Raw genomic sequence first — 22,741 nt, forward strand, 5'->3', positions numbered from 1 at the left:
GATATTTCTTTACGTCTGCATGCAGGAACCAGGAATGAGCGGGTCCAGCCTTCCCGAAAACATGCCCCCGCACGGGCAGCCGGAACCGCCAGGCGGCCTCCTTTCATGGATTGACCGCAGGCTGCCGGTCTTTACCGCGTTGCGGAAGGAATATGTCGATTTCCCCATGCCGCGTAACCTCAACGCGCTATGGAATTTCGGGGCGATCCTGACTGTTGTGCTGGTCATCATGCTGGCAAGCGGCATCTTCCTGGCCATGAACTACACGCCCACCGCCAGTGAGGCCTTCCTATCGGTCGAGATGATCGAGCGCCAGCTTCCCGCCGGCTGGATGCTGCGCGCGCTGCATGTAACGGGGGCAAGCCTGTTCATGGCGGCCCTTTATGTCCACCTGTTCCGCGGGCTGTATTATGGTTCCTACAAACAGCCGCGCGAGATTTTGTGGCTGACCGGGCTTGTGCTGCTGGTCATGGTCATGGTCACCGCCTTTGCGGGCTATGTGCTGCCATGGGGGCAGATGTCCTACTGGGGGGCGGATGTCGCGGGCAAGGCGGTGGGGGCGGTACCGGTCATCGGGCCTGCGCTTGAACACATCATGGAAGGCAGCGACCAGCTGGGGGATATCTTCATCCACCGCTTTTTCGTACTGCATTTCGTCATGGCGTTCGCCATCGTGGGCATCGTGGCGCTGCATGTGGCGGCCCTGCATGTCAGCGGGCCGAACAACCCCACCGGCCGCCCCGTGCCCGCGCGTGAGACGGTGCCCTTCCACCCCTATTACACTACCAAGGACGTGACGGGCCTTGTCCTGTTCGCGCTGGTGTTCGTGGCCCTGGCCTTCCTGTGGCCCGACCTGCTGGCCGAGCCGGAAAACTATCGCCCGGCCAACCCCATGCACACGCCTGCCGATATCGAGCCGGAATGGTATTTCCTGCCCTTCTACGGGCTGCTGCAGTCCGTGCCTTCCAAATTCGGGGGGCTGGTGGCGGCGGGAGCATCGATCGGGGTGCTGTTCATGGTGCCATGGCTGGACCCCTCGCCCGTGCGCTCGGCGCGTTCGCGTCCGCTGTGCCGGGCAGGCATGGCGGGGGTCGTGGTCTCGTTCGTGCTGATGGGTCTGGTCGGCCGCCACCATGCGGAGGGCGGATGGATGATCGTTGGCCGGGTCGCCGCCCTGTGCTATTTCGGCTACTTCCTTGTGCTGCTGCCACTCTGTGCGCGGCGTGAGATGCGCCGGGGCGGCTGACCCGCCATCCTTCAGCAGGCAATTGCTGGCAAACAGATAATCAATAACAGTTTTTGGGTGCCTCCTTTTTTCAAAAAGGCGGCGTTCTTCGAAGCTTTTTGAAAAAAGCTTCACCAAAAACTTCCTTATGATTTGCGTGCCGTCCTGAACGCTCCTTACCTGACGGGAGTGGGGCCGGCCCATACTCTTTTATCCGACCGGGGTGCCCATGATGTCGCGCGCGGGCCGTATGCGATGGACTCGTTCGCCCCCTGAAGGAGCGGGTGCCGGGTCAGTCCTGCGGCGTAATGGCGGTCAGCAGGTCGCGCTTGTGCGGCAGGAAGATGGTCACGCGCAGGCCATGCCACGCCACGATGCTGTCCCCCAGGAACATGCCCAGCGCGATGACGGTGCAGACCAGCGCATTGCCGAACATGAGCACCAGCCACCACGCCACGGCGGAATCACGCACGCTGCCAAGAAACAGCGCAAAGGCCGAACCACAGGCCGAAGCGCCCCCCACGCCACCAAACAGGATTGCAGCATCCAGCAGCAGGGTGCGGTAATGCAGCAGCGCCAGCCGCCTGAGCAGCGCACGGGCGTCCTTTCCGGTCTTGTCCTCCGTGCTTTCCAGCTTGTCCCGCACGCTCTCGATCCGGTCACTGACCCGCGCAAGCCGCGTGTTGAACATGTTCAGCAGCGTACCAATGCCCGACAGCATGAAAACCGGCGTGAGCGCGGTCTGGATCAGATGGGCGACACCATCGACTGATTCATCGGGAATAAGTCCGGGAAAGGCTGACACAGCAGGCATATCCTTGGCTGGCGGAAGGGGGATGCGTTTTTTTGGGCTTATCCGGACTTCCGTCAAGGGGCAGACTCAGGGCTCCAGCCAAGGAGCCCGCAATGTCCCATAATTACGCAACCCCCCAGACACCGGAGAAACGCCTGGCCCGCATCCTTGCGCGCCTGCCCGCCGACTGGCCGCTCACGATCGAACGCCAGCCTGACACCGGCTGGCGCGCGCGCCTGACCCTGCCCGTGCAGGGCATGCAGGAATGGACCGCGCCACACCCCACCCTGCTAGCGGCACTGGAGGATGCATGGCGCCATGCCCGTGACATCACGACAGCGGCCACGAGCACCGGAGATACAGTCAAGAAATAAGTTAAGGAAATATAAACACAGCTTTGTGATAATCTGTTTTACACTGTCACCTGCATGCACCATGGCAGCGGCCGCGTTTTATTGTCCAGATCACGCAAATCCATGCGCACACGATTGTTTGATACCACCCGCCGCCTGTCACCCGCAGCACGCGCGAAGCGGGAAAAGCAGGTCTGCGTACTGCGATATCGTACGCCCCCACACAGGAAACGTACATGTGTTCCCAAGTGACCATATTTTGAACATTGTATAAAAAAAAAGGGATAATTGCTAACGAATCCCGTGTGTTCGACCCGGCATTCCTGACCCGCAGGCACACACCGGGGGGAGATATCCCTCCGTCATGGCTGCCATTGCGCACTCCCCTGCCCCCCCTGCCACGACCATGGGGGGCCATTGACCCGCCGGGGTTTATACAACAGGAATGCCAACAGGGAGTTCAATACTATGTCGGCAGTAAGATTGGCGCGTATCGGCGCGGTGGTTGTCATGGCAACCGGCAGTGCATCCATGGCCTGCCCCGATGGGGCGCGGGCTGACGATTACAGTGAACTCCTTGACATCCTGAAGGCCAAGGGCAGCCTGACGCAGGGCGAGTACAGGGGGCTGCTGGCCCACCACATGCAGCATGTACGCGAAGCGGCATCCGCCAGCAGGCCGCAATACATGCCCGTACAGCGCCATATGGCCACCCCCACATCCGCCCATGCCCAGATGCGCACCGCCATGGGCAACACCGTGCAGCCCCCCGGCCAGATCGAGATTGGCGGCGGCGGCATGGACCCCGATTACGTGCTGGCGCAGGCCCAGCAGGCGGCGGCCAGCGCGCAGGCCAGCGCCGCATCGGCTGAATCCACATGGCTTGCCGCCCAGCATTCCATGGCCCTTGGCGGGGGTGATTCGTTCGTGCGCATGGCAAAATATGAACCCGGCAAGGGCCTGACCTTCAAGGCCGGCCCGATCAACATCAACCTCTCGGGCTTCATCAACGGATTCTATACCTATAACAGCCCGGCAGGCGGCATGCCGGTCGCCGGTGGCGTCTCGACCGGGTCCAGCGGGTTCGACTCGTCCGCCCTGCGCAACGGCCTGCTGCCCGCGGGCCTGATCCTCAAGCTCTCGACCACGCAGAACGGCATCGACCTTGCCGCCGTCATGGGCATGTATCCCGGCATCGACAATGCCAAGAACGGTGCCTTCAACGCCAATACCGGCGGCAGCCCGGTGGGCCTTGGCACCGCCGGCATCGATTTTCGTCAGGTTTACGTGACGGCGGGTAACAAGAAATGGGGCACGTTCAAGATCGGCCGCGACCTTGGCATCTTTGGCGGCGATGCCATCCTGGATGACGCAACGCTGCTCAGTGTCGGCTCCACCGGCAGCAATTCGGCGCCGGGCAATACCTCGCTGGGCCGCATCGGCGTCGGTTATGTCTATGCTGACTGGATTCCGCAGATTTCCTACCAGTCCCCCACGATCAAGGGCTTCCAGGGCACGATCGGCATCCTGCAGCCACTGGATGAATTCGATTTCTCCGGTGATGACGCCAATGGCAATGCCTATTCGGCCAGTTCCACCCAGCACAGTTCACCCATGATCCAGGGCAAGGTGACCTATGACTTCAAGATCGGCGGGCTGAGCGCGCGCATCTGGGCCAGCTTCCTGACCCAGCACCAGCAGAACCTGACGGTCAGCCGGACCACAACGGTCAGCACGGCCCTGCTTGAGGCAAGTGGCGGAATTTACAACATGGCCACCACCACAACGGCGGATGTAGCGGTCAATCCGGGGCAGACGCGTGGCGTTACCGCGGAAGCGGGTGAAATCGGCACCAAGCTGACCTATGGCCCGGCGCAGTTCGTGGGCTACTACTACCGTGGCAGTGGCCTGGGCACGACCGGCCTGTTCTTTGATGGCGTGGCCAGCAACGGCCACAAGCGCGCATCGGAAGGCTACTATGTCCAGATGATGTACAACTTCACCAAGAAGTTCAAACTGGTGGGAAGCTACGGTGTGAGCAACCTCTACCTTGCACCGGGTGAAAGCGACCCCGATCTGGTCCGCCGCAATGAATCGGAAGTGGGGGCCGCGTATTACAAGATGACCGACTGGCTGAACCTTGTGGCGGAATACGCCCATACCAGTTCGGCAGCACACGGCCCGTACAAGGAAAGCGACAACAGTGCCTCAGGCGGCATGATCCTGCTTTTCTAACCGCATCGGGGCCGGGACATGCCCCGATCCGTCCGTGTTCATGGCTTCTTCTCTTTTTCCTGTCAGGTTTCTGCCATACTTGACTCCTGAACACCGAAAAGAGAGGAAAACCGGATGTCCAACCCGTCCCGCTGGCCCCTGCGTGTCGGCCTTGTAGGGTACGGCTTTGCCGGACGTATCTTTCATGCCCCCCTTGTCCATGCCACGCCGGGGCTGGAACTGGCGGCCATCTGTTCCAGCCGGCGCGCCGACGTACTGGCGGACTGGCCCCATCTGGACGTGGTTGCCACACCCGAAGCCCTGTTCGCCCGGCCTGGACTGGACATGGTGGTCATAGCTACCCCCAACCGGACCCATGCCCCGCTTGCCATTGCCGCATTGCGGGCCGGGCTGCATGTGGTTGTGGACAAACCCTTTACCCTGAACGTGGCACAGGCCCGCGCGGCGGCCACGGTGGCAAAGGCGCATGACAGGGTACTGTCCGTTTTCCAGAACCGGCGGTGGGACAGTGATTTCCTGGGAATCCGCCAGCATGTCCGGGCCGGGACAATCGGTCGGGTAACCGAACTGGAAGCACGGATGGACCGCTTCCGCCCGCAGGTACGCGCGCGCTGGCGGGAAATGGATGCACCGGGCAGCGGGCTGTGGTTCGACCTTGGCCCCCACATGGCTGATCAGGCACTGCAGCTGTTTGGCCTGCCTGATACCGTGCAGGCCAGTCTGGCGCGGCAGCGCGACCATGCCAGCGGTACGGACTGGGCGCAGGTCATGCTGACATATGGATCCTTACGGGTCAGCCTGCACTGCAGCCTGCTGGCCGCATGGGCCGGCCCGCGCTTTGTCGTGCATGGCACCCATGGCTCCCTGCTCAAGCACCATGCCGACCAGCAGGAAAACCAGTTGCGCGCGGGCCTGCAGCCCGGCGCGCCGGGCTGGGGCCTGGACCAGGACGACATCATGCTGTTTGACGGCAGCGATACGACCCGCCACCTGCCCGTGCCACCGGGTGATTACCGCATCTATTACGCACTGCTGCGCGATGCGATCCTGGGCCGTGGCCCCAACCCGGTACCACCAATACAGGCCATCGCCCTGATGGCCGTTCTGGAAACCGCCATGGCCGCCAGCACGGCCGGCAGGGCCCTTGCCCTGCCCCTGACCGGAGCGGAATGCCAGCAATGGACACAGGTATGGGAAAAATAGGCCCGGAAAGCTTCTGGATGCCACCTTTTGCCAAAAGGGTGGCATGGCATGGGGCGCTCTGAAAAAAGCGCCCTGATGGTTTACGGCATGGTCGGACTGACCACGGCATACAGTCCGATTGCCAGGTGCCTGCCGGTGGAATAATTCAGCCCCCGCTCCTGCCCCAGTTCATGCACATCCAGTCCGTCATGCAGGGCACGGGCACCAAAGGCCGCCAGATCCTGCGCGCCCACCAGCGCCATGCCGCATTTCTGGTTCTGCTGCAGGAAGTCAGCCGCCGCCGCCGCATTGATCAGCCGTGTATCCTGCCCCAGCAGGAACACGAGACTGGGTTCCGAATCCGAGGTGGATGCCACGATGGTCCGCGCACAGGGGCGATGCGCCGCCACAAGGGTCGCAAGCCGTGGGCTGAGCCATATTGTATGGAGTTGCGGAATAACCGTGATGAACAGGCCCACATGGATGATGACCGCCGCCGCCACCGCCGCCATGACCGCGCGCAGCATCTCGCGGTGCAGGATCATGTATCCCGACATGGCCAGAAGCGGCAGGGCCCCGGCGGGGATCAGCATCGCGGCCCATGGCACGATGCCTTCCATCCGCCACAGCAGCACCGGCCCCGCAAGGGACAGCACGGAGCCAACCGTAAACCATACCAGCCCGTATGCCGCCAGCAGCCCCCGTGCCCACGCGGCCCGTGGCCATTCCCAACTGGTGGGAAAAGAGACGACGGCAGCCGCCGTAAGGATGGCAATGGCTGGATAGGTCGGCAGCACATAATGCGGCAGCTTGGTTGCAATCGCCTCGAACACCAGCCAGTGCGGGACAATCCAGCACAGCAGGTAGCGCACATGCGGCTGGAAACGCCGCGCCCAGATGAAGGGCAGGCTCATCGCCGCGAAAATCGAACCCGGCCAGAACGCAATGGCAAAGACGCCCAGGTGATAGCCCGGCGGCAGGCCATGCGTTTCCTGCCCACTGGCCACCTTGCCCAGAAAATTATGTCCCACCGCACGGGTAAAGAAATCACCATGGCTGACCACGCCAATGGCAACGCACCAGGGCAGCACGATGGCCAGCATGACCAGCCACCCCCATGCCGGGCGCAGGCGCCGCCACCAGTCGATACGGCGCTCCACCAGCGCCAGCGCCAGCGGCGTGCCAAAGCCGGGCACAAGCACCACAGGCCCCTTGAGCATGAGGCCACAGCCAAGGGCCACCCAGTACAGCATGGCAGCGGCAAGTGGTGTGGCCAGGTCGCGCTCCCGGTCCAGATAGGCACGCAGCAGCCCGCATTGCGCCAGCAGAACGGACAGCAGGAGGGTTGTGTCAATGGTGGCCATCCGCCCTTCCGCCGTCATCAGCACGGATACGGCCAGCAGGGCTGCGGCCAGCAGGCCACAGGTCGGGCCGAACAGGGCGGCGCCAATCCATGCCGTCAGCACGGCGGACGCAGTAACAGCAAGCAGGGAGGGAATACGGTAGGGCCAGGTGGCATGCCGGTCCTGCATGCCGGTCAGGCGGACGGCCGCCGCTTCCAGCCAGTATATCCCCGCAGGCTGGAGATAGCGGGGCTGATCCAGAAACCGGACATCGACATAGTTGCCACTGTGCAGCATCTGGGCCGTGGCTTCCATATAGCGCGGTTCATCACGGTCCAGCGGTGGCAGCGAAGCCCGACCCGGCAGGAACAGGACAAACACGCACAGCGCCACAAACAGGTAGTGGCGCAGTGTCAGGCGCGTCATGGCACGATCCCTTCAGCGTTCGGTAACGCGTTTCGGTATCCTGGCGCGGTTGTTGAGCCACATCACACCCAGTATGTCACGGATGCCGACGATGGCCCGGTTGAAATTGGTGTATTTGGAAGAACCATGCAGCCTGTTGCGATGATGAACCGGCACGCAGACAAGCGGCACACCCCGCCGCCCCATCAGGGCGGGCAGGAAGCGGTGCAGGCCCTCAAACTGCGGCAGGCCCAGGAAATCCTGCCGCCGGAACGCCTTGAGCGATGCCCCCGTATCCGGGCAGCCATCATCAAGCAGGCGGTTGCGCAGCCGGTTGGCAAAGCGTGAGGCAAGCCTGCGGGACAGGGTATCCTGCCGCTTTGTCCGCACGCCTACGACCAGCGGGGCACGCCCCGCAGCCGTACGGCACAGTTCCAGCATGGAAATGAAATCAGCAGGATCATCCTGCCCGTCGCCATCCAGCACGATGACCCATTCGCCCCGGGCTGCTTCAACACCGGTGCGCAGGCCCGCGGATTTACCACAGACCTCGCCATGCGAAAGGATGCGCAATTCAGGCAGGATGCCATCACGCCTTACGGCTTCCAGTTCCGCTACCGTGGCATCGGTACTGCCGTCATCTACAAAAATGACTTCCGCACCGGGTAGCTGGCCCAGTACAGCCGCAATTTCCTGACAGAGGGGGCGGATATTCTCCCCTTCATTCAGTACGGCTGCGATAATGGACACGACGGGACGGTTATCCGTCCCGCTTCCTGTCCCCTGCGTTGCGTCGTTCAGCAACGGCAATCAGGCGGCGCGCTGTGAAAGGGCAGCCGAAAGGTCACCGATCGACCTGTCAACGATCTTGCCATCGTCATCGGCCTGCAGCTTTGCCGCCAGTGTTTCACGGGTGGCCTGAATGGCAATATCCACCGCCGTCTCGCGCACCTCACGCAGCGCCGAACGCTCTGCCGAGGCAATGCGGTCCTTTGCCATCTGTTCACGCCGGGCGGCGGCGTCCTCGGCATCCTTGCGGGCCTGGGCCGCGATATTGGCGGCTTCGCGCAGCGAATGCTCGACCAGTTCCCTGGCTTCCGCCAGAGCCGCTTCGCGGTCGCGTGTCGCGTCCTCGAGCATCTGCTCCGCTTCACGACGCAGACGGGCGGCTTCGTCTAGTTCGGCACGGATTCGCTCTGCCCGCCCGTCCAGCGCGCTCACCAGGGGTTTCCACAGTGAACGCCCGAACAGGACAAAAAACAGGACAAAGGCAACAGCCGACCAGAAACGGGGATCATGAAACATGATTATGACCTGTCTGTCTTGGGCAACCGGTCAGAGACCACGGGCCGCCGCAGCAGAACCGACCTTTGCCGTCACGAAATCGGCCGGGGCGGCAATGCCGGATAACTGATGGATCAGCGTTTCCGCCGTAGTTGTGGAAATCTCACGCACGGACGCCAGGGCCTGACCCCGTGCCTGTTCGATGCGCGTTTCTGCATCGTGGATTTCCGCAGCCAGGCGGGCATTCATTTCCTCGGTCTGCCGGGCAGCGGCAAGACGCGCCTCCTCGACAACCTTGTCCACATTGGCCTGTGCCTCGGCCAGTGCCTTGCGGCGGGCCTCATGCAGTTCGGCCACGGCTTCGTCGGCACGGGTCTTGGCCTTGTGGGCGATGCCCAGATCCGTCTCGATCGTCTGGCGACGCAGCGAGAGAACCTTCTCCACCTTCGGCAGCGCCGAACGGCTCAGCAGAAGATAGAGTACCAGAAAGATGCCAGCGCCCCATACCACCTGACCGATGACATAGGGATTGCCAAAATCAAGCTGTGGCATGCCCTCGGCGCGCGCGCCAGGGGCAACCATGGCCATCAGCGGCAGAGCCAGCGCGGACGCGGCCGCGATAGACCCCGCCCTTCGGATGTTGTCATACATCACGGCGCGCGCCATGTTCGCCTCCTGTATATCAGACGAACAGGATCAGGAACGCGATCAGCAGCGCATACAGGGCAACGGCTTCCGTCAGGGCGAAGCCCAGCATGCCCAGGCCGAACACATGCGGGCGGGCAGACGGGTTGCGCGCAATGCTGCTGACCAGCGTGGAGAAGATGTTACCCAGGCCAATGCCAACGCCAGCGAGGGCGATAACGGCGATACCGGCACCAATTTCACGGGCTGCTGCGATATCCATGTCTTGTTTTCCTTGTTTCAGACGTTCTGGATTGAAATAGATGGAAGCGGAATTGCGACCCGGTTAGTGGGCCACCGCTTCCCTCAGATAGATGCAGGTAAGGATGGCAAACACATAGGCCTGCAATGCACCCACCAGCAATTCGAGTGCCATCAGCGCGATATTGATGACCACGGGACCAACGGCGATGATGTCACCGAAGAAGCCCAGACCGGCCAGCATGATCGTGAAGGCGGCAAACATGTCAAACATCACGTGACCGGCGACCATGTTGGCAAACAGACGGATCGACAGGCTTACGGGACGCGAAAGAAAGGAAAGGATCTCGATCGGGATCAGCAGCGGCGCCAGGGCCTTGGGCGCACCGGCGGGCATGAAGTGGGCAAAGAACTTTGCCCCCTGCACCTTGAGCGACACGATGATCGAGAGGCAGAACACCATCAGCGCCAGCGCCAGGGTCACGGCGATATGGCTGGTGAAGGCGAAGGAGAAAGGCAGCAGGCCAAGATAGTTGCCGGCCAGGATGAAGAAGAACAGCGTGAACACGAAGGGAAAGAAGGCCCGGCCTTCGACACCGATCGTATCGACCGCCATGTTGTAGATGAAATCGTAGCACATTTCCGCTGCCGACTGCAGCCGGCCCGGCACCACCGCCGCGGGACGCATGCCCGCGTACAGGAACGCCAGGACCACAACGGCGGCGACAATCATCATCATGGGGGACTGGCTGAACCGCAGGGATTCGCCTAGTGCACCCAGAACTGGATGGAGCTCGAACTGACCGAGCGCGTCGATGGATGATCCGGCCGCCAACTTCGTTCTTCCCTATATCCGTCCAGAGCCGTCATCCGGCCCCTCTGCCTTAGTGTTTATGGCATCGGGCCTGACAAGACGCCAGACATTAAGCACACCTGCCACGCCCCCAAGAAGCGAAAACACGATAAGGAACCAAGGCCTTGCATGCAGCCAGTGGTCCAGCCCCCAGCCGATCGCAACCCCGACCACAAGCGCCGAGACAAGTTCCGTCCCCGATCTGACCACCAGGCCCAGATCGGACAGTGTTCCACCCGTTTCCTGTCTGGCGGCCATGCGCGGTTCAAGCCGCTCGCGCGCCGCTTCCAGTCGTCGGTTGAAGGACTCGCCGGAAGGGTCGTTATCCTTATCCAAATTCTCGCACATCCCAAGGGTGCAGGCGGTAGCTACCGATGCTGCAATAACCTGTCAAGCAAGCGGTGGCAAACAAAGACGCCACCACCGCATCTTTTTTGTGCGTCACGCGTTCTGGATGCCCCTATTCGGCCGAGGCCGCGCCGGGAATGACATCATAGCCCGCGCTGCCGGGAAAGGCGCCCGGCGGCGGTGCGTCGGCGGGTTCCACATGGATGGCCTGGTTCACGTCCGGCCCGATCTCACGCGCGTTGATGGCCGTGCCCCGCTCGCCCGATACACCCGTGCCGATGGCATGCAGCGTCGCCCCCGGTTTGAGCCAGCCGGCCAGGCGGGCGGCATTCGTCTCGCCCACGTACACGATGGAATGGTCGCGCATGATCACGCCCTGCACCTTGCCCTGCATGTCATAGAGCGGGGCAAGGATGATGCCGTCCACCGGCACGTCCGGCCCGATGCTGGGAGAATCATAGGGTATTGCTGCCCCTTCCACGCGCACATCGGCAATCCGCCGCCCGCGCGGGCCGGTCACGGCATAGGCGCGCACGATGGGGCGGGCCGCCCCCTTCAGGCCGCTTATGCTCACCTGTTCACCGGGGCGGACGATGGCGGGCAGGCTGTCGCCCAGTTCACGCGGGCAGAAGACCTGCGTGCCATCGGCCAGCAGCAGGCCCGAGACCTGCCCTGTCGAGGTCAGGATGAACTGCGCAAGCTGCCCCGTGGTGACGGGCAGCGGGGCCATGTCGAACACGGGGGCAACCTGTGCCGGGGCCGCTGCCGCCGCCGGGGTTGCACTCTTTGTGGCTGCATGGGCGCCGCCCGCCACCAGGCTGCCAGCCACAAGCACGCCCGCGAGCAGGCGGCAGGAGGAACGTCGATGAATGTCCATGCAGGTACCCGTCTTTCGTCTGTCTTGGTCCGGCTGTCCCGCCGGGGATGTCATCTCATGCCATCCCCGGCGTACAGGCAAGTGGCCAGTGCTGGGATCAGTGCCGGAAATGGCGCATACCTGTGAAGACCATGGCGATGCCTGCCTTATCAGCGGCGGCGATCACCTCGTCATCACGGATCGAGCCACCGGGCTGGATCACGGCGGTGGCCCCTGCGGCAATGGCGGCCTCCAGCCCGTCGGCAAAGGGGAAGAACGCGTCCGACGCCACGACACTGCCCTGTGTCAGCGGGTGGTCAACGCCCGCGGCCTTCGCGGCATCGGCACTTTTGGTGGCGGCGATGCGCGCGGAATCCACGCGGCTCATCTGCCCCGCGCCAATCCCGACCGTGCTCTGGTCCCTGGCATAGACAATGGCGTTGGACTTGACGTGCTTGGCCACGCGGAAGGCGAAGATCAGGTCCGCCATCTCGGCCGGAGTCGGCGCGCGTTTCGTCACCACCTTCAGCGCATCGGGCGCAATCCGCCCGTTATCGCGCGTCTGGGCCAGGAAGCCGCCGGCAACCGAACGTACCACGACCCCGCCCTGTGCCGGGTCGGGCAGGGCACCGGTCAGCAGCAGGCGCAGGTTCTTCTTGCGTGCCAGGATCTGGCGCGCTTCCTCCGTTGCATCGGGGGCCACGATCACTTCGGTGAACAGGGTGGCGATGCGGGCTGCCGCTGCCGCCTCCAGCGTGCGGTTGAGTGCGACAATGCCCCCAAAGGCGGAAACCGGGTCACAGCGCAGCGCCCGGTCCCACGCTTCCGCCTGTGTCGCGGCGGTGGCCACACCACAGGGGTTGGCGTGTTTTACGATCACCACGGCGGGTTCATCGAATTCGGCCACGGCCTCGAACGCCGCATCCGTGTCGTTGATGTTGTTGTAGGACAGTGCCTTGCCCTGAATCTGCCGGGCGGTAGCCACACCGGGGCGGGTCGTGCCATCGGTATAGAAGGCGGCCTTCTGGTGCGGGTTTTCACCATAGCGCAGGCTTTCGCGCTTTTCGCCCGCCACGATCATGCGCGGGGGCAGGTCCTCGCCTTCCTGGCCTGCGAACCATTTTGCAATGGCGGCATCATAGGCGGCGGTGCGGGCATAGGCGGCACCGGCCAGCTTCGTGCGCTGGGCCAGCGTGGTGCCACCCTTTTCCAGCGCGGTGATGATGTCCGCATACTGGGCCGGGTCGGTCACGATCGCCACATGGGCATGGTTCTTGGCGGCGGCCCGGATCAGCGCGGGGCCACCGATATCGATATTCTCGATGCAGTCCTCCGCCCCCGCGCCGGATGCCACCGTGGCCTCGAACGGATAGAGGTTGACGGCCACCAGGTCGATCGGTGCGATTGCGTGTTCTTCCATCTGGCGCACATGCGCGGGCAGGTCACGCCGCCCCAGGATTCCGCCATGCACCTGCGGCACCAGCGTCTTGACGCGGCCATCCAGGATTTCGGGAAAGCCGGTATGGTCCGACACGTCGCGCACCGGGATGCCCGCCTCGCGCAGGGTGCGGGCGGAACCGCCCGTGGAAAGGATTTCCGCACCATGGGCGACAAGGGCCCGGGCAAGGTCAAGCAGGCCGTTCTTGTCGGATACGGAAATCAGGGCACGCCGGACGGGCACGGTGGTGGGGGGGGTCATCAGCGGTGACCTTTCACGCAAGCTGGAAATGGGCCAATCCGGGTTGGATTAGTCCAACCCCGTCACGATGGGCAATAAGTGAAATGCCATAACTGGCCTGTCCGGGGCGGAAATCAGCGCCAGGCACAGGCCCGGAGCGCCGCCAGCAGGTCGGGCCGGCGCCCGAGCGCATGCCCGTCAAGCGCCACCACTTCACGCACGCCAAGGCTGTTCAGGACAAAAAGGGCCTGCGCTTCATGCAGCCCGGCGGCTTCGATGCGCCCGACCCTGACCATGCCCGCATCCACCAGCACGCCCCGCACCGTACCGGGCAGCGCGCCATCGCTGACCGGGGGGGTGACAAGCTGCCCCCCCATGCAGGCAACCAGCGTGCTGGCACTGGTTTCGGCCACATGGCCTGCATGATTGAGCAGCAGCGCATCATCCGCACCCTGTGCCGCCGCCTCCATGCGCGCAAGGATGGAGGGCAGGTAGTTCAGGCTCTTGATGCGCGAAAGCACACCTGCCGCATCCCGCCGGTGGGTGGAGGTGACCAGCCTGACCGGGGTGGAAGGCGGCATGCCGGCGGTGGCTGTGATAAGGCAGGTCGGCACGACAGGGGCGGGCGGCAACAGGCCGCGCGGGCCGGTACCACGCGTCAGGGTCAGCCGCAGGGAGCCGGATACCAGCGCACAGGCGCCCAGCAGGGCATCTACCCCGGCGCTCAGGACGGCCATGTCGGGCGGGGGCATGTGCAGCACGGCCGCCCCCCGGGCCAGCCGGTCCATGTGGCGGGCAAAGTGGCAGACCCGCCCCCCCGCCACGCGCATGGTCTCGAACACGCCATCGCCCAGCAGGAAACCCCGGTCGGCCGGGTCTATGCGTGCCTGAGACGCAGCCAGCACCCGGCCATCAAGCCATACGGGCAGGGGGGAAGGGGTCATGGCCGCTCGCTGTCCACATCACCGAAAACCGCCCGCAGGGCCGCGATCTTCAGCTTCATTTCACGATATTCCCGCATGGGGTCGGAATCATGGGTAATGCCGCCCCCCGCCGCCGCCGTGATCCGGTGCGCCGTCATGACCAGCGTGCGGATGATGACGGAACTGTCCATGGCGCCATCATGGCCAATACGGACCACCGTGCCGCAATAGGCGCCGCGCGGAGATGCTTCCAGTTCATCGATGATCTGCATGGCGCGGTGTTTGGGCGCGCCCGTGACCGATCCCGGCGGCAGGGTGGCGGCCAGCAGGTCGAATGCATCGCGGTCAGGGCGCAGCCGCCCCGTCACTTCCGAGACCAGATGATGGACATGCGTGAAGCGTTCCACCCCGAACAGTTCGCTCACCCCCATGCTGCCCAGCGCCGCGACGCGTCCGATATCATTGCGCATGAGATCGACGATCATCAGGTTTTCCGCCCGCTCCTTGGCATCATGGCGCAGGGCCTGCGCCAGATGGTCGTCCTCGGCCACGCTCCGGCCACGCGGGACCGTGCCCTTTATGGGTCGGGTCTGCACCCCGCCGTCCACGGCAAGGGAGAGAAAACGCTCAGGAGAGGCACTGAGCAGCGCAAAACCACCCGCCCCCGCCAGAAAGGCCCCAAACGGCGCGGGCGAATGCGCCCGCAATACCCGGTAGACATCCACCGCCGCCAGGCCCGCCGGCCGCCGGGCATCCATGCGCCCGGTCACGTTGACCTGAAAGACCTCGCCCGCCGCAATCCGCTCCACCGCCCGTGCCACGCCGGCCCGATAGGCCGGGCCGGTCTGGTCCGGCGCAAAGCGCAGGCGGGGCAATGCCGGCAGGCGGCCTGCGGGTGCAATGGCTTTCCATTGCGCCGTCAGCGCCGCCATCCGTGCCGTATCCAGCACGGTGGTGGCGGCAAGCCACGCCTGTCCGGTCACGCGGTCCAGCACGAAGGCGTGGTCATACAGGCCAAACGCCGCTTCCGGCTCATCCGGGTCGGCCGCATGGCGCGTGGCAATCCCTTCCACCCGCAGGCCCGCGCCATACCCGATAAACCCGACAGCGCCCCCGGCAAACGGCACCCCGGCCGGACAGTTCCGTCGCGGCAGATGCTGGCGCAGCAGTTCGGGCAGGGACCGCGCCACCGGCAGGCCATCGCGCCAGCACGCCCCCCCACGCTGCACGATCACATGCACCGGATCGCGACAGACAATGACCCAGCGCGCACGGGGGCCGATTTCCCCCCCGCTGTCCAGGCACGCCAGCCCGGGCAGGTGGCCCCACGCGGCCAGGATGTCATCCCCCTCGCGCCAGGGCAGGGGTACAAGCATGCCGGTATCAGCCATCCCCGTCCTGGCGCAGGCTGTCGGCACAGGCGGTGAGCATGGCGCTGACTTCCTGCCCGTCGGCGGCTTCCAGCGCACGATGCGCCATGCGGCGGCAGTCATCCATGCCCACCGCCCGGATCGCCTGCTTGACCCGTGGCACGGCGGAAGCATGCATGGAAAACGACCGTACCCCCAGCCCCACCAGCAGCGGCACGCACCGTGGGTCGGACGCCATTTCCCCACACAGGGAAACCGGCCGGCGCTGGCGCAGCCCCGCATCCGCCGCCATGCGCACAAGCCGCAGCACGGCGGGATGCAGCGGATCGTACAGACCCGCCACATCGCGTGCCGCGCGGTCGGCGGCCAAGGCGTACATGGTCAGGTCATTGGTACCGATGGCCAGGAATTCCGCATCCTGCGCCAGCACATCCGCCATAAGGGCCGCGGCCGGGGTCTCGATCATGATGCCCAGCGGGGGCAGCGGATCGGGGATGTCCACGCCCCTGCGCCGCAGCCTGCGCCCGATGCGGGCATAGACCTCACGCGCGGCACGCATTTCCCCCATCGAGGACACCATGGGCAGCAGTACGCGCACCGGACCGGCCATGGCTGCGCGCAGGATGGCGGCGAACTGGGTTTCAAGCAGGCCACGATGCTGGAGCAGGAGCCTTATGCCGCGTATGCCCAGCGCCGGGTTGACCTCTCCCCCGTCGCCAATACCCATGCGGGCAAGCACATCGCTGTTCTTCTCGCTGCCCCAGTCCACCACGCGAATCGTGACCGGGTCCCCCGCCATCGCCTCGATCAGGGGGCGGTAGACCGCTTCCTGCTGGTCCTCATCGGGCACGCCTGCGGCATTCATGAACAGGAATTCGCTGCGCAGCAGCCCGATGCCCGCGGCACCGGACTGGGCGATCATGGGCAGTTCGGCCGGTATTTCCAGATTGGCCTGCAGTGTCACCACCTCCCCGCTGGAAAGACGGGCAGGCAGGCGGCGCAGGCGGCCAAGCATCTGCCGCTCCCGCGCATAGGCGGCAACCGCCACCCGTGCCGCCGCCGCCGTGCGGGTGGCAGGGCGGATGGTGACGCGGCCGGTCATGCCATCCACCACCAGCCGGGTGCGCCGCCCCATCTGCGCCAGCACCCCATGGGCGGCCAGTACCGCCGGGATGCCAAGCGCACGCAGCAGGATGGCGGTATGGCCGGTGCTGCCGCCTTCTTCCGTCACCACGGCGGCAATACGTGAGGGATCGATCAGGGCGGCATCGGCCGGACGGAGCTGTTCGGCCACCAAAATGGCCCCGTTGGGCAGGGCGGAAAAGGAACGGTAGGGTGTACCGCTGAGGTTGCGGATCAGCCTGCGCCCGATTTCACGGAATTCGCCCGCGCGCCTACGGGCCGCCACCGCGTCCTCCCCCTCGGGCGCGGGGCGGCCGGGGGGGGTGAGCATGAAGGCGGCCAGTGCCTCTGTTTCCTGCAGGACGGCGGCTTCCGCCAGCATGCCCTGGGCAAGCCGGTTCTCGATGCCACGGCGCAGGCGCGAAGGACCCAGCATGCGCCGGTAGACATCCAGCAGCGAGCCGATTTCCACCTGCCCGTCCTCGGGCAGCAGGGCCAGACGTTCATGCAGCCTGCGCAGCTGGGCGGTGGAGCGGGTTATCGCCTCATGCAGGCGGGTCCGCTCCTGTTCGGGGTTGCAGTCACGCCGTGCGGTATCGACCGGCGGCGGCGGCGGATCATGCGCGACACAGCCATGGCCAATGGCCACACCGGGGGAGACGGGCTGCCCCGTCAGCCGGACCTCCCCATTCCGGGCGGAAGCCGCGGGACGGCGTTCAGTCGTCTTCATCAAACCCGGCCCCGACCAGGGCAACAAGGGCCGCCAGCGCGGGGGCTCCCTGCGGGCCACGGGCCGTAATGCCGATTGTCTCGCCCCGGGCCGCCCCCAGCATCATGAGACCCATGATCGAATGTCCCGATACCGTCATGCCGGCATGGGTCACATCGATATCCGCCGTGAATCTTTCCGCCACCGTCACGAACCTGGCGGCCGCCCGCGCATGCAGCCCGCGCCGGTTTACGATTTTCACATCCGCCTGCAGGTCCGGCCCCCGCGCCACGGGGTCAGCCACCGTGGCCTGCCACGCTGTCAACGGCCGCCACCGCGCATTCGCCCGCCCCCGTCAGGCACGCCGGCGGCAGGTGGGAGGCAACCGAGATATAGCGCCGTCCCGCCTCTTCCGCCCCGCTCAGGCATTCCCGCATGCCCGCGTGGCCGCGCATCTGCGCAAGCTTGACCAGCATGGGCATGTTCACGCCCGCCAGTACCTCCACCCGGTCGTTTTCCAGCACGGAGACGGCAATGTTGGAGGGCGTGCTGCCGAACATGTCGGTCAGCAGGATGACACCCTGCCCGCTATCAACCGAGTCGATGGCCTGCCGCAACGCAAGCCCGCATGTGCCGGGCAGCGTGGTTGCGGTCACGTTGAACACCGCTGCCTGTGCCTGCGGGCCGACAACATGTTCAAGCTCCCCCTTCAGGGTCTCGCCCAGAACCCCATGCATGACGAATACAAGACCGATCATTTCCCGGGTGTCTGCTCCGTTGTCTGGGCCTGGCCGCGCGGGCGGCTGGCCCAGCGCCAGCTGCTGCGACCCTGCCGGGCCAGTTCACGATGCATGATCACGACCGGCCAGGCATCATGATGGGGACGGCCCGCCTGTTGCGCAAGCCTGAGCGCCATGGCCTCCACCAGCGTGACCGAACGGTGCCGCCCGCCCGAACAGCCTATGGCGATGGTGGCATATTTCTTTCCCTCGCGCACGAAACGCGGCAGGACCAGTTCCAGCAGGCCCACCATCCGGTCAAGGAATTCCTGGTAATCGGGGTCACGCGCCACGTATTCGGCCACGGGCGCGTCCAGCCCGGTCATGGCGGACAGGGTCGGGTCGTAATAGGGGTTGGTCAGGAAACGGGCATCGAACACCATGTCCGCCTCACGCGGGACACCGGCGGGAAAAGCAAAGGACATCAGCGCCACCGTCAGCCCGTCCAGGCCGCCTGCCGACCATTCCCCGAACCGGGCCTCGACCAGCTGGCGCAGTTCGGGCGGCGGCAGGTCGGAGGTGTCGATCACCACATCGGCGGCCTCACGCAACGGGGATGTCAGCTTGATTTCCGCCTCGATCCCTTCCTTCACGGTGCCATGCACCGCCTGCGGGTGGCGCCTGCGGGTGGCGGTATAGCGGCGCAGGAGCACGCTTTCCTCTGCCGTGGCATAGATCAGTTCCGCATTCAGCGCCGGGTTGACGCGCAGCCGCGCAAGGGCCGCCAGCACGGCGGAGGCATCGAACCCGCGCGTGCGCGAATCCACACCGATCGCCACCGGCCGCTCGGCACGGGCGACAATCTCGTCCAGCATGCCAAGGGGCGGATTGTCGATCACCTCGTGCCCCAGATCCTCCAGGATACGGAGAATCGAGGATTTGCCTGCCCCGGACAGGCCGGTCACAAGCAGGATGCGACGGGGGAGCGGTGTGTCTTCATCCATGGTGTCAGTCACGCAAAACCCTGTTTCCTGTCAGACCTGTGCCAGGTGACACATCGCTGTATCATGGCGGTGCCGAAACATGTTCCTGATTCCATTGTCCACCGAATGGCCGATAATAAAAAGGGCGTGTGCCATCACATCTGCCCTTCATCCAGCAACTGCCTGTATCCGACCACGCAATCCAGTATCAGCCCGACCCGGGCTACGGCGGAAGCCCGTGCGGGGTCAAGGAAGAATTCCGGCAGGCCCGTTACCGTGTCACGTCCCGGTGGCGGGGGCAGGCGCACGGTACGCTCATGCATGGAAACCAGCCGGACGACGGCCCTGACACCCACCCGCGCCCGCCATGCCATGCGCACGATGCCGATGCCCCGTACTTCCAGCAGGCCCGCAAGGGGCGGCGGCGCGCTGGCCCATCCCGCATGCAGGCAGACGCGGTCATCCGCCACCAGTGCGTAGCCCGCATCCACCAGCCGGAGCAGCAGGTCCGACTTGCCCGAACCCGACGGGCCGACAAGCAGGACCCCGTCTTCCCCCCGTGCGGCGCAGGAAGCATGGATCTGGATCGGTGCGCTCATGCCACGATCCTGTCCGGAACCGGCCAAGGGGCGGGAGAAGAAAAATTTTTTATGGACAAAACATGACCATTTTGTGATTCTGGCGATAATGGAAGAAAACACACCGTTCCACCCCCCGGCAGAGGTCCATATCCGGCACCTGACCGGCGTGGACAGACAGACCGGCACCTTCCCGCCCGATCTGTTCGCCCAGATCCGCCAGGCACTGGCAGCCGGCATGGACCGGCTGGCCAGTCAGGGCATGACTGCGGAAAACGTAACCCGAATCGTGTTCACGCTAAGCCGCACGGATGGCTTCAACGCCTGTTTCCCGCTACTTAACGACCTGTTTGCCCGCACCTGCCCGGCCACGACACTCAGGCTGGTCAGCCCCTTCGCACAGGCCGGGCAACTGGTGGAAATCGATCTGGTCACGCTACCGGGAACAGATGGTGACTGGAAGTCAGATTTCCCGCAACCGGCTGATGAAAAATAACAAAATATGGCGTGGCGGTCTTCGCCAGACCTTTGCGTGAAAAAGCTTCACCAAAAACGCCCCGCCGGTTCAAGGCGTTGAGGGTGGAAAACGCTTATTCGTAATTTCATGAAAGCAGGATGGTGGTGGAGCTGAGGGGAATCGAACCCCTGACCTCCTCATTGCGAACGAGGCGCTCTCCCATCTGAGCTACAGCCCCACAATCCTCGCGCGATAAATACCCGGGCTGGAAAGCAAGTCAAGACGCATTCTGGTGCCCGCATCCTTTTTCTGGCCACCCTGCCCGGGCCGTAATGGTTGTATAGGGACCGGACGGGCACTAGATTCAGCTTTTCGTGCTTCATGAAAGTTGGCCCGTTGCTCTCCATCATCTTCAATCTGCTGTTCGAACTGATCCAGCTCTATACCTGGGTCGTGCTGCTGGCGTGCATCTTCAGCTTCCTGCTGGGATTCGGCATTCTGGACCCGCGCAACCGGATCGTGTGGAACATTTCCAACTTCCTGTACCGCATGACCGAACCGGTGCTGCAGCCAATCCGTAACATGCTGCCCAACATCGCCAATATCGACCTGAGTCCACTCGTGCTGCTGCTGCTGATCCAGTACGTGCTGATGCCGGTGCTGGGCAAGATTTACGGGATGCTTATGGTCGGGATTGCATAAATGCCATGGCTGCGGGCTATCGCCGCCAGCAGCGCGAAGGGTATGATCGGCCGAGGACCGTGGGGTTCCCGCGGGCCGGATTTCAGGAGTTTTGCTTAAATGAAAAAATCAAACCGTTTTCTGGCGCTTGTCGCGGCCCTGCCGCTTGCGGCGGCACTGTCGGGCGCACCGGCCCATGCACAGGGCTTTGGTGGGCTGGGCGGCGGCTCCTCTTCCGGTGCGCTGGGCAATGCAGCGGGCCTGCTTTCGGGCAGCGGGGTCAAGATGCCCTCCATCTCGTCCCTGCCGTCTTCGAATGTCACGGGCCTGCTGAGCTACTGCGTGCAGAACAACTACCTGGAAGGCAACAGCCCGGCCACGCTGCTGTCTTCGCTCAAGCAGAAGTCCGGCCTTGATACGTCAGGCACCCAGTACACCAATGGCCAGAACGGCATTCTGGATACCGGCAACGGCAACACCTTCTCGCTGTCCTCGCTTGAGGGCAACCTGAAGCAGAAGGCCACCAAGAAGGTATGCAATGCCGTGCTGAAGCAGGGCAAATCCCTGCTCTGAAGCCGGACCGCAGGCGCCGCCCGTTCATTCAGAACGGGCGGACGACCACCATGATCACGATGATCATCATGAGAACGGTCGGCACTTCATTCGCCATGCGATAGAACCGTTCGGGCCGGGTGTTGCGGTCATGGGCAAAGTCGCGCCGCCACCGCCCGCATGCCCCGTTGAAACCCGCCATGGCCAGGACACAGGCCAGCTTGGTCAGCCACCAGCCGGAATGCCAGTCAACCAGGCCCGGTATGGATGACAGCAGGCCACCGAACACAAACGTGCTGATCATGGCCGGCGTGGTGATGAAGCGCAGCAGCTTGTATTCCATCACCTTGAAGCGCTCCGCTTCCGCCGATCCCGCCGCCACCTGGCAGTGATAGACAAACAGGCGCGGCAGATAGAACAGGCCCGCCATCCACGCAATGAACGACATGATGTGAAATGCCTTGAGCCACAGCATGTAAGGCGCAAGCATTTCAGGCATGTGCCGTATCTCCCCTGCCCTGCCCTGTCAGGATGCGGCGCAGCAGCGGCACGAATTCATCCAGATGCGTGATGCGCAGCAGGCCCGGCCATGATGGTGCCGGCAGTTCGGCAGGGCGCAGCAGCACGCAGCCCATCCCCGCCGCCTGGGCGGCGCGCGCGCCGGTATCGGTATCTTCCAGCACGATGCAGTTGCCCGGCGCCACGCCCTGCGCCCGTGCACCGGCCAGATAGACCGCGGGGTCAGGCTTGGGCTGGCCCATGTCACGCGCGGAATGGATGCAGGATGCGGCAATCAGTTCATCCAGCCCGGTGCGGCCGAATTTGGCTTCCATTTCCGCAACCGATGAATTGGAACCGATGCGGTAGGGCAGGCCCAATGCCGCCACGCCACGCAGCATGGCGGGCGCGCCATCAATGGTTTCCGCCTCGTTGCGCATGAGGGTGACGAGGTTGCGCTGCATCCGGGCCGGCCAGTCCTCGGGCAGGGCAATGTCCTCCGCCTGTTCGATCTCGTGTTTGAGCGCGGTCAGCGCGTGCCCGGCAAAGCGATGGACGGCATCGTCGTCACTGATCTCGCGGCCATACTGGCGCAGGTCACGGGCGATCATGCGGCATGAAGGCCCCTCGCTGTCGATCAGGACACCGTCACAGTCAAAAATGACCAGTTCAAGCGCGCCATCGGGGCGCAGGGCGGCAGGCAGCATGT

Annotated in this window: 26 protein-coding genes and 1 tRNA gene; 7 read left to right on the forward strand and 20 right to left on the reverse strand. The window is 64.3% G+C overall.

What is annotated here, in order from left to right; translation table 11 throughout:
* Positions 1-34 precede the first annotated feature (34 nt).
* Positions 35-1,246, forward strand: a complete 1,212-nt coding sequence (locus tag GWK63_RS14480) for a cytochrome b (RefSeq protein WP_039998543.1) — start codon at positions 35-37, stop codon at positions 1,244-1,246.
* A gap of 271 nt (positions 1,247-1,517) precedes the next feature.
* On the opposite strand, the gene GWK63_RS14485 is transcribed toward GWK63_RS14480, so the two are convergent.
* Positions 1,518-2,039 (reverse strand): DUF2721 domain-containing protein, encoded by a 522-nt coding sequence (locus tag GWK63_RS14485; RefSeq protein WP_034930292.1) that lies wholly within the window; start codon positions 2,037-2,039, stop codon positions 1,518-1,520.
* Between the two features lie 92 nt (positions 2,040-2,131).
* On the opposite strand from GWK63_RS14485, the gene GWK63_RS14490 reads away from it, so the two are divergent.
* From GWK63_RS14490 to GWK63_RS14500, 3 genes are all read left to right on the forward strand, one after another.
* Positions 2,132-2,392 (forward strand): hypothetical protein, encoded by a 261-nt coding sequence (locus GWK63_RS14490; protein ID WP_007397279.1) that lies wholly within the window; start codon positions 2,132-2,134, stop codon positions 2,390-2,392.
* Between the two features lie 447 nt (positions 2,393-2,839).
* Positions 2,840-4,606 (forward strand): porin family protein, encoded by a 1,767-nt coding sequence (locus GWK63_RS14495; protein ID WP_371440431.1) that lies wholly within the window; start codon positions 2,840-2,842, stop codon positions 4,604-4,606.
* A gap of 114 nt (positions 4,607-4,720) precedes the next feature.
* A complete protein-coding gene (locus GWK63_RS14500) occupies positions 4,721-5,809 on the forward strand; it encodes an oxidoreductase (RefSeq protein ID WP_007397276.1) in 1,089 nt (362 codons plus the stop codon).
* A gap of 80 nt (positions 5,810-5,889) precedes the next feature.
* Here GWK63_RS14500 and GWK63_RS14505 read toward each other — a convergent pair whose 3' ends face one another.
* The 16 genes from GWK63_RS14505 to GWK63_RS14580 all read right to left on the reverse strand — a co-directional run bounded on the left by GWK63_RS14505 (position 5,890) and on the right by GWK63_RS14580 (position 19,865).
* Positions 5,890-7,557, reverse strand: a complete 1,668-nt coding sequence (locus GWK63_RS14505; RefSeq protein WP_007397275.1) for an ArnT family glycosyltransferase — start codon at positions 7,555-7,557, stop codon at positions 5,890-5,892.
* 12 nt (positions 7,558-7,569) lie between these two features.
* Positions 7,570-8,286, reverse strand: coding sequence for a glycosyltransferase family 2 protein (locus tag GWK63_RS14510; protein ID WP_034930286.1), 717 nt, complete (start codon positions 8,284-8,286; stop codon positions 7,570-7,572).
* Positions 8,287-8,346: 60 nt separating this feature from the next.
* Positions 8,347-8,841: a F0F1 ATP synthase subunit B family protein gene (locus GWK63_RS14515; protein WP_007397272.1), complete on the reverse strand. Its 495-nt coding sequence runs from the start codon at positions 8,839-8,841 to the stop codon at positions 8,347-8,349.
* A gap of 30 nt (positions 8,842-8,871) precedes the next feature.
* Positions 8,872-9,486 carry a F0F1 ATP synthase subunit B family protein gene (locus GWK63_RS14520; RefSeq protein ID WP_039998542.1) on the reverse strand — a complete coding sequence of 205 codons (615 nt, stop codon included), beginning with the start codon at positions 9,484-9,486 and terminating at the stop codon, positions 8,872-8,874.
* A 16-nt stretch (positions 9,487-9,502) separates the two neighbouring features.
* Entirely contained in the window at positions 9,503-9,727 is a 225-nt protein-coding gene (locus GWK63_RS14525; RefSeq protein ID WP_003616715.1) for an ATP synthase subunit C family protein, read from the reverse strand.
* 63 nt (positions 9,728-9,790) lie between these two features.
* Positions 9,791-10,540, reverse strand: a complete 750-nt coding sequence (locus tag GWK63_RS14530) for a F0F1 ATP synthase subunit A (protein ID WP_007397270.1) — start codon at positions 10,538-10,540, stop codon at positions 9,791-9,793.
* 12 nt (positions 10,541-10,552) lie between these two features.
* On the reverse strand, positions 10,553-10,894 hold the full coding sequence (locus GWK63_RS14535) for an AtpZ/AtpI family protein (RefSeq protein WP_007397269.1): 342 nt from the start codon (positions 10,892-10,894) through the stop codon (positions 10,553-10,555).
* Positions 10,895-11,018: 124 nt separating this feature from the next.
* Positions 11,019-11,783, reverse strand: coding sequence for a hypothetical protein (locus tag GWK63_RS14540; RefSeq protein WP_007397268.1), 765 nt, complete (start codon positions 11,781-11,783; stop codon positions 11,019-11,021).
* 97 nt (positions 11,784-11,880) lie between these two features.
* Entirely contained in the window at positions 11,881-13,461 is a 1,581-nt protein-coding gene (purH, locus tag GWK63_RS14545; protein ID WP_007397267.1) for a bifunctional phosphoribosylaminoimidazolecarboxamide formyltransferase/IMP cyclohydrolase, read from the reverse strand.
* A gap of 113 nt (positions 13,462-13,574) precedes the next feature.
* Complete coding sequence (locus tag GWK63_RS14550; RefSeq protein ID WP_007397265.1) at positions 13,575-14,384, reverse strand: aminotransferase class IV; 810 nt, start codon at positions 14,382-14,384, stop codon at positions 13,575-13,577.
* Positions 14,381-15,754 (reverse strand): anthranilate synthase component I family protein, encoded by a 1,374-nt coding sequence (locus tag GWK63_RS14555; protein WP_007397264.1) that lies wholly within the window; start codon positions 15,752-15,754, stop codon positions 14,381-14,383. The genes GWK63_RS14550 and GWK63_RS14555 overlap by 4 nt, the downstream gene beginning before the upstream one ends.
* Positions 15,747-17,585 (reverse strand): phosphoenolpyruvate--protein phosphotransferase, encoded by a 1,839-nt coding sequence (gene ptsP / locus GWK63_RS14560; protein ID WP_039998541.1) that lies wholly within the window; start codon positions 17,583-17,585, stop codon positions 15,747-15,749. The genes GWK63_RS14555 and ptsP overlap by 8 nt, the downstream gene beginning before the upstream one ends.
* Positions 17,572-17,868 carry an HPr family phosphocarrier protein gene (locus GWK63_RS14565; protein WP_039998540.1) on the reverse strand — a complete coding sequence of 99 codons (297 nt, stop codon included), beginning with the start codon at positions 17,866-17,868 and terminating at the stop codon, positions 17,572-17,574. Before GWK63_RS14565 ends, ptsP begins: the two co-directional genes overlap by 14 nt.
* Positions 17,861-18,322, reverse strand: a complete 462-nt coding sequence (locus GWK63_RS14570) for a PTS sugar transporter subunit IIA (protein WP_007397261.1) — start codon at positions 18,320-18,322, stop codon at positions 17,861-17,863. The genes GWK63_RS14565 and GWK63_RS14570 overlap by 8 nt, the downstream gene beginning before the upstream one ends.
* Positions 18,319-19,287: an RNase adapter RapZ gene (gene rapZ / locus GWK63_RS14575; protein ID WP_039998539.1), complete on the reverse strand. Its 969-nt coding sequence runs from the start codon at positions 19,285-19,287 to the stop codon at positions 18,319-18,321. Before rapZ ends, GWK63_RS14570 begins: the two co-directional genes overlap by 4 nt.
* Before the next feature lie 134 nt (positions 19,288-19,421).
* A complete protein-coding gene (locus GWK63_RS14580) occupies positions 19,422-19,865 on the reverse strand; it encodes an HPr kinase/phosphorylase (protein ID WP_007397259.1) in 444 nt (147 codons plus the stop codon).
* Between the two features lie 88 nt (positions 19,866-19,953).
* Between GWK63_RS14580 and GWK63_RS14585 the strand changes: the two genes are divergently transcribed.
* Positions 19,954-20,340 (forward strand): RidA family protein, encoded by a 387-nt coding sequence (locus tag GWK63_RS14585; protein WP_039998592.1) that lies wholly within the window; start codon positions 19,954-19,956, stop codon positions 20,338-20,340.
* Between the two features lie 123 nt (positions 20,341-20,463).
* Here the strand turns inward: GWK63_RS14585 and GWK63_RS14590 are convergent.
* Positions 20,464-20,539 (reverse strand) — tRNA-Ala (locus tag GWK63_RS14590).
* Positions 20,540-20,682: 143 nt separating this feature from the next.
* Between GWK63_RS14590 and GWK63_RS14595 the strand changes: the two genes are divergently transcribed.
* Both GWK63_RS14595 and GWK63_RS14600 read left to right on the forward strand, forming a co-directional pair.
* Positions 20,683-21,003 (forward strand): YggT family protein, encoded by a 321-nt coding sequence (locus GWK63_RS14595; RefSeq protein ID WP_034930262.1) that lies wholly within the window; start codon positions 20,683-20,685, stop codon positions 21,001-21,003.
* A gap of 99 nt (positions 21,004-21,102) precedes the next feature.
* Positions 21,103-21,555: a YjjA family protein gene (locus tag GWK63_RS14600; RefSeq protein WP_007397256.1), complete on the forward strand. Its 453-nt coding sequence runs from the start codon at positions 21,103-21,105 to the stop codon at positions 21,553-21,555.
* A gap of 28 nt (positions 21,556-21,583) precedes the next feature.
* Here the strand turns inward: GWK63_RS14600 and hemJ are convergent, their stop codons facing one another.
* Both hemJ and GWK63_RS14610 read right to left on the reverse strand, forming a co-directional pair.
* Positions 21,584-22,033: a protoporphyrinogen oxidase HemJ gene (gene hemJ, locus GWK63_RS14605; RefSeq protein WP_034930259.1), complete on the reverse strand. Its 450-nt coding sequence runs from the start codon at positions 22,031-22,033 to the stop codon at positions 21,584-21,586.
* On the reverse strand, positions 22,026-22,739 hold the full coding sequence (locus GWK63_RS14610) for an HAD family hydrolase (RefSeq protein ID WP_007397254.1): 714 nt from the start codon (positions 22,737-22,739) through the stop codon (positions 22,026-22,028). The genes hemJ and GWK63_RS14610 overlap by 8 nt, the downstream gene beginning before the upstream one ends.
* Positions 22,740-22,741 lie beyond the last annotated feature (2 nt).

This window comes from Komagataeibacter rhaeticus (assembly GCF_011611525.1).
Classification (GTDB): Bacteria; Pseudomonadota; Alphaproteobacteria; order Acetobacterales; family Acetobacteraceae; genus Komagataeibacter; species Komagataeibacter rhaeticus.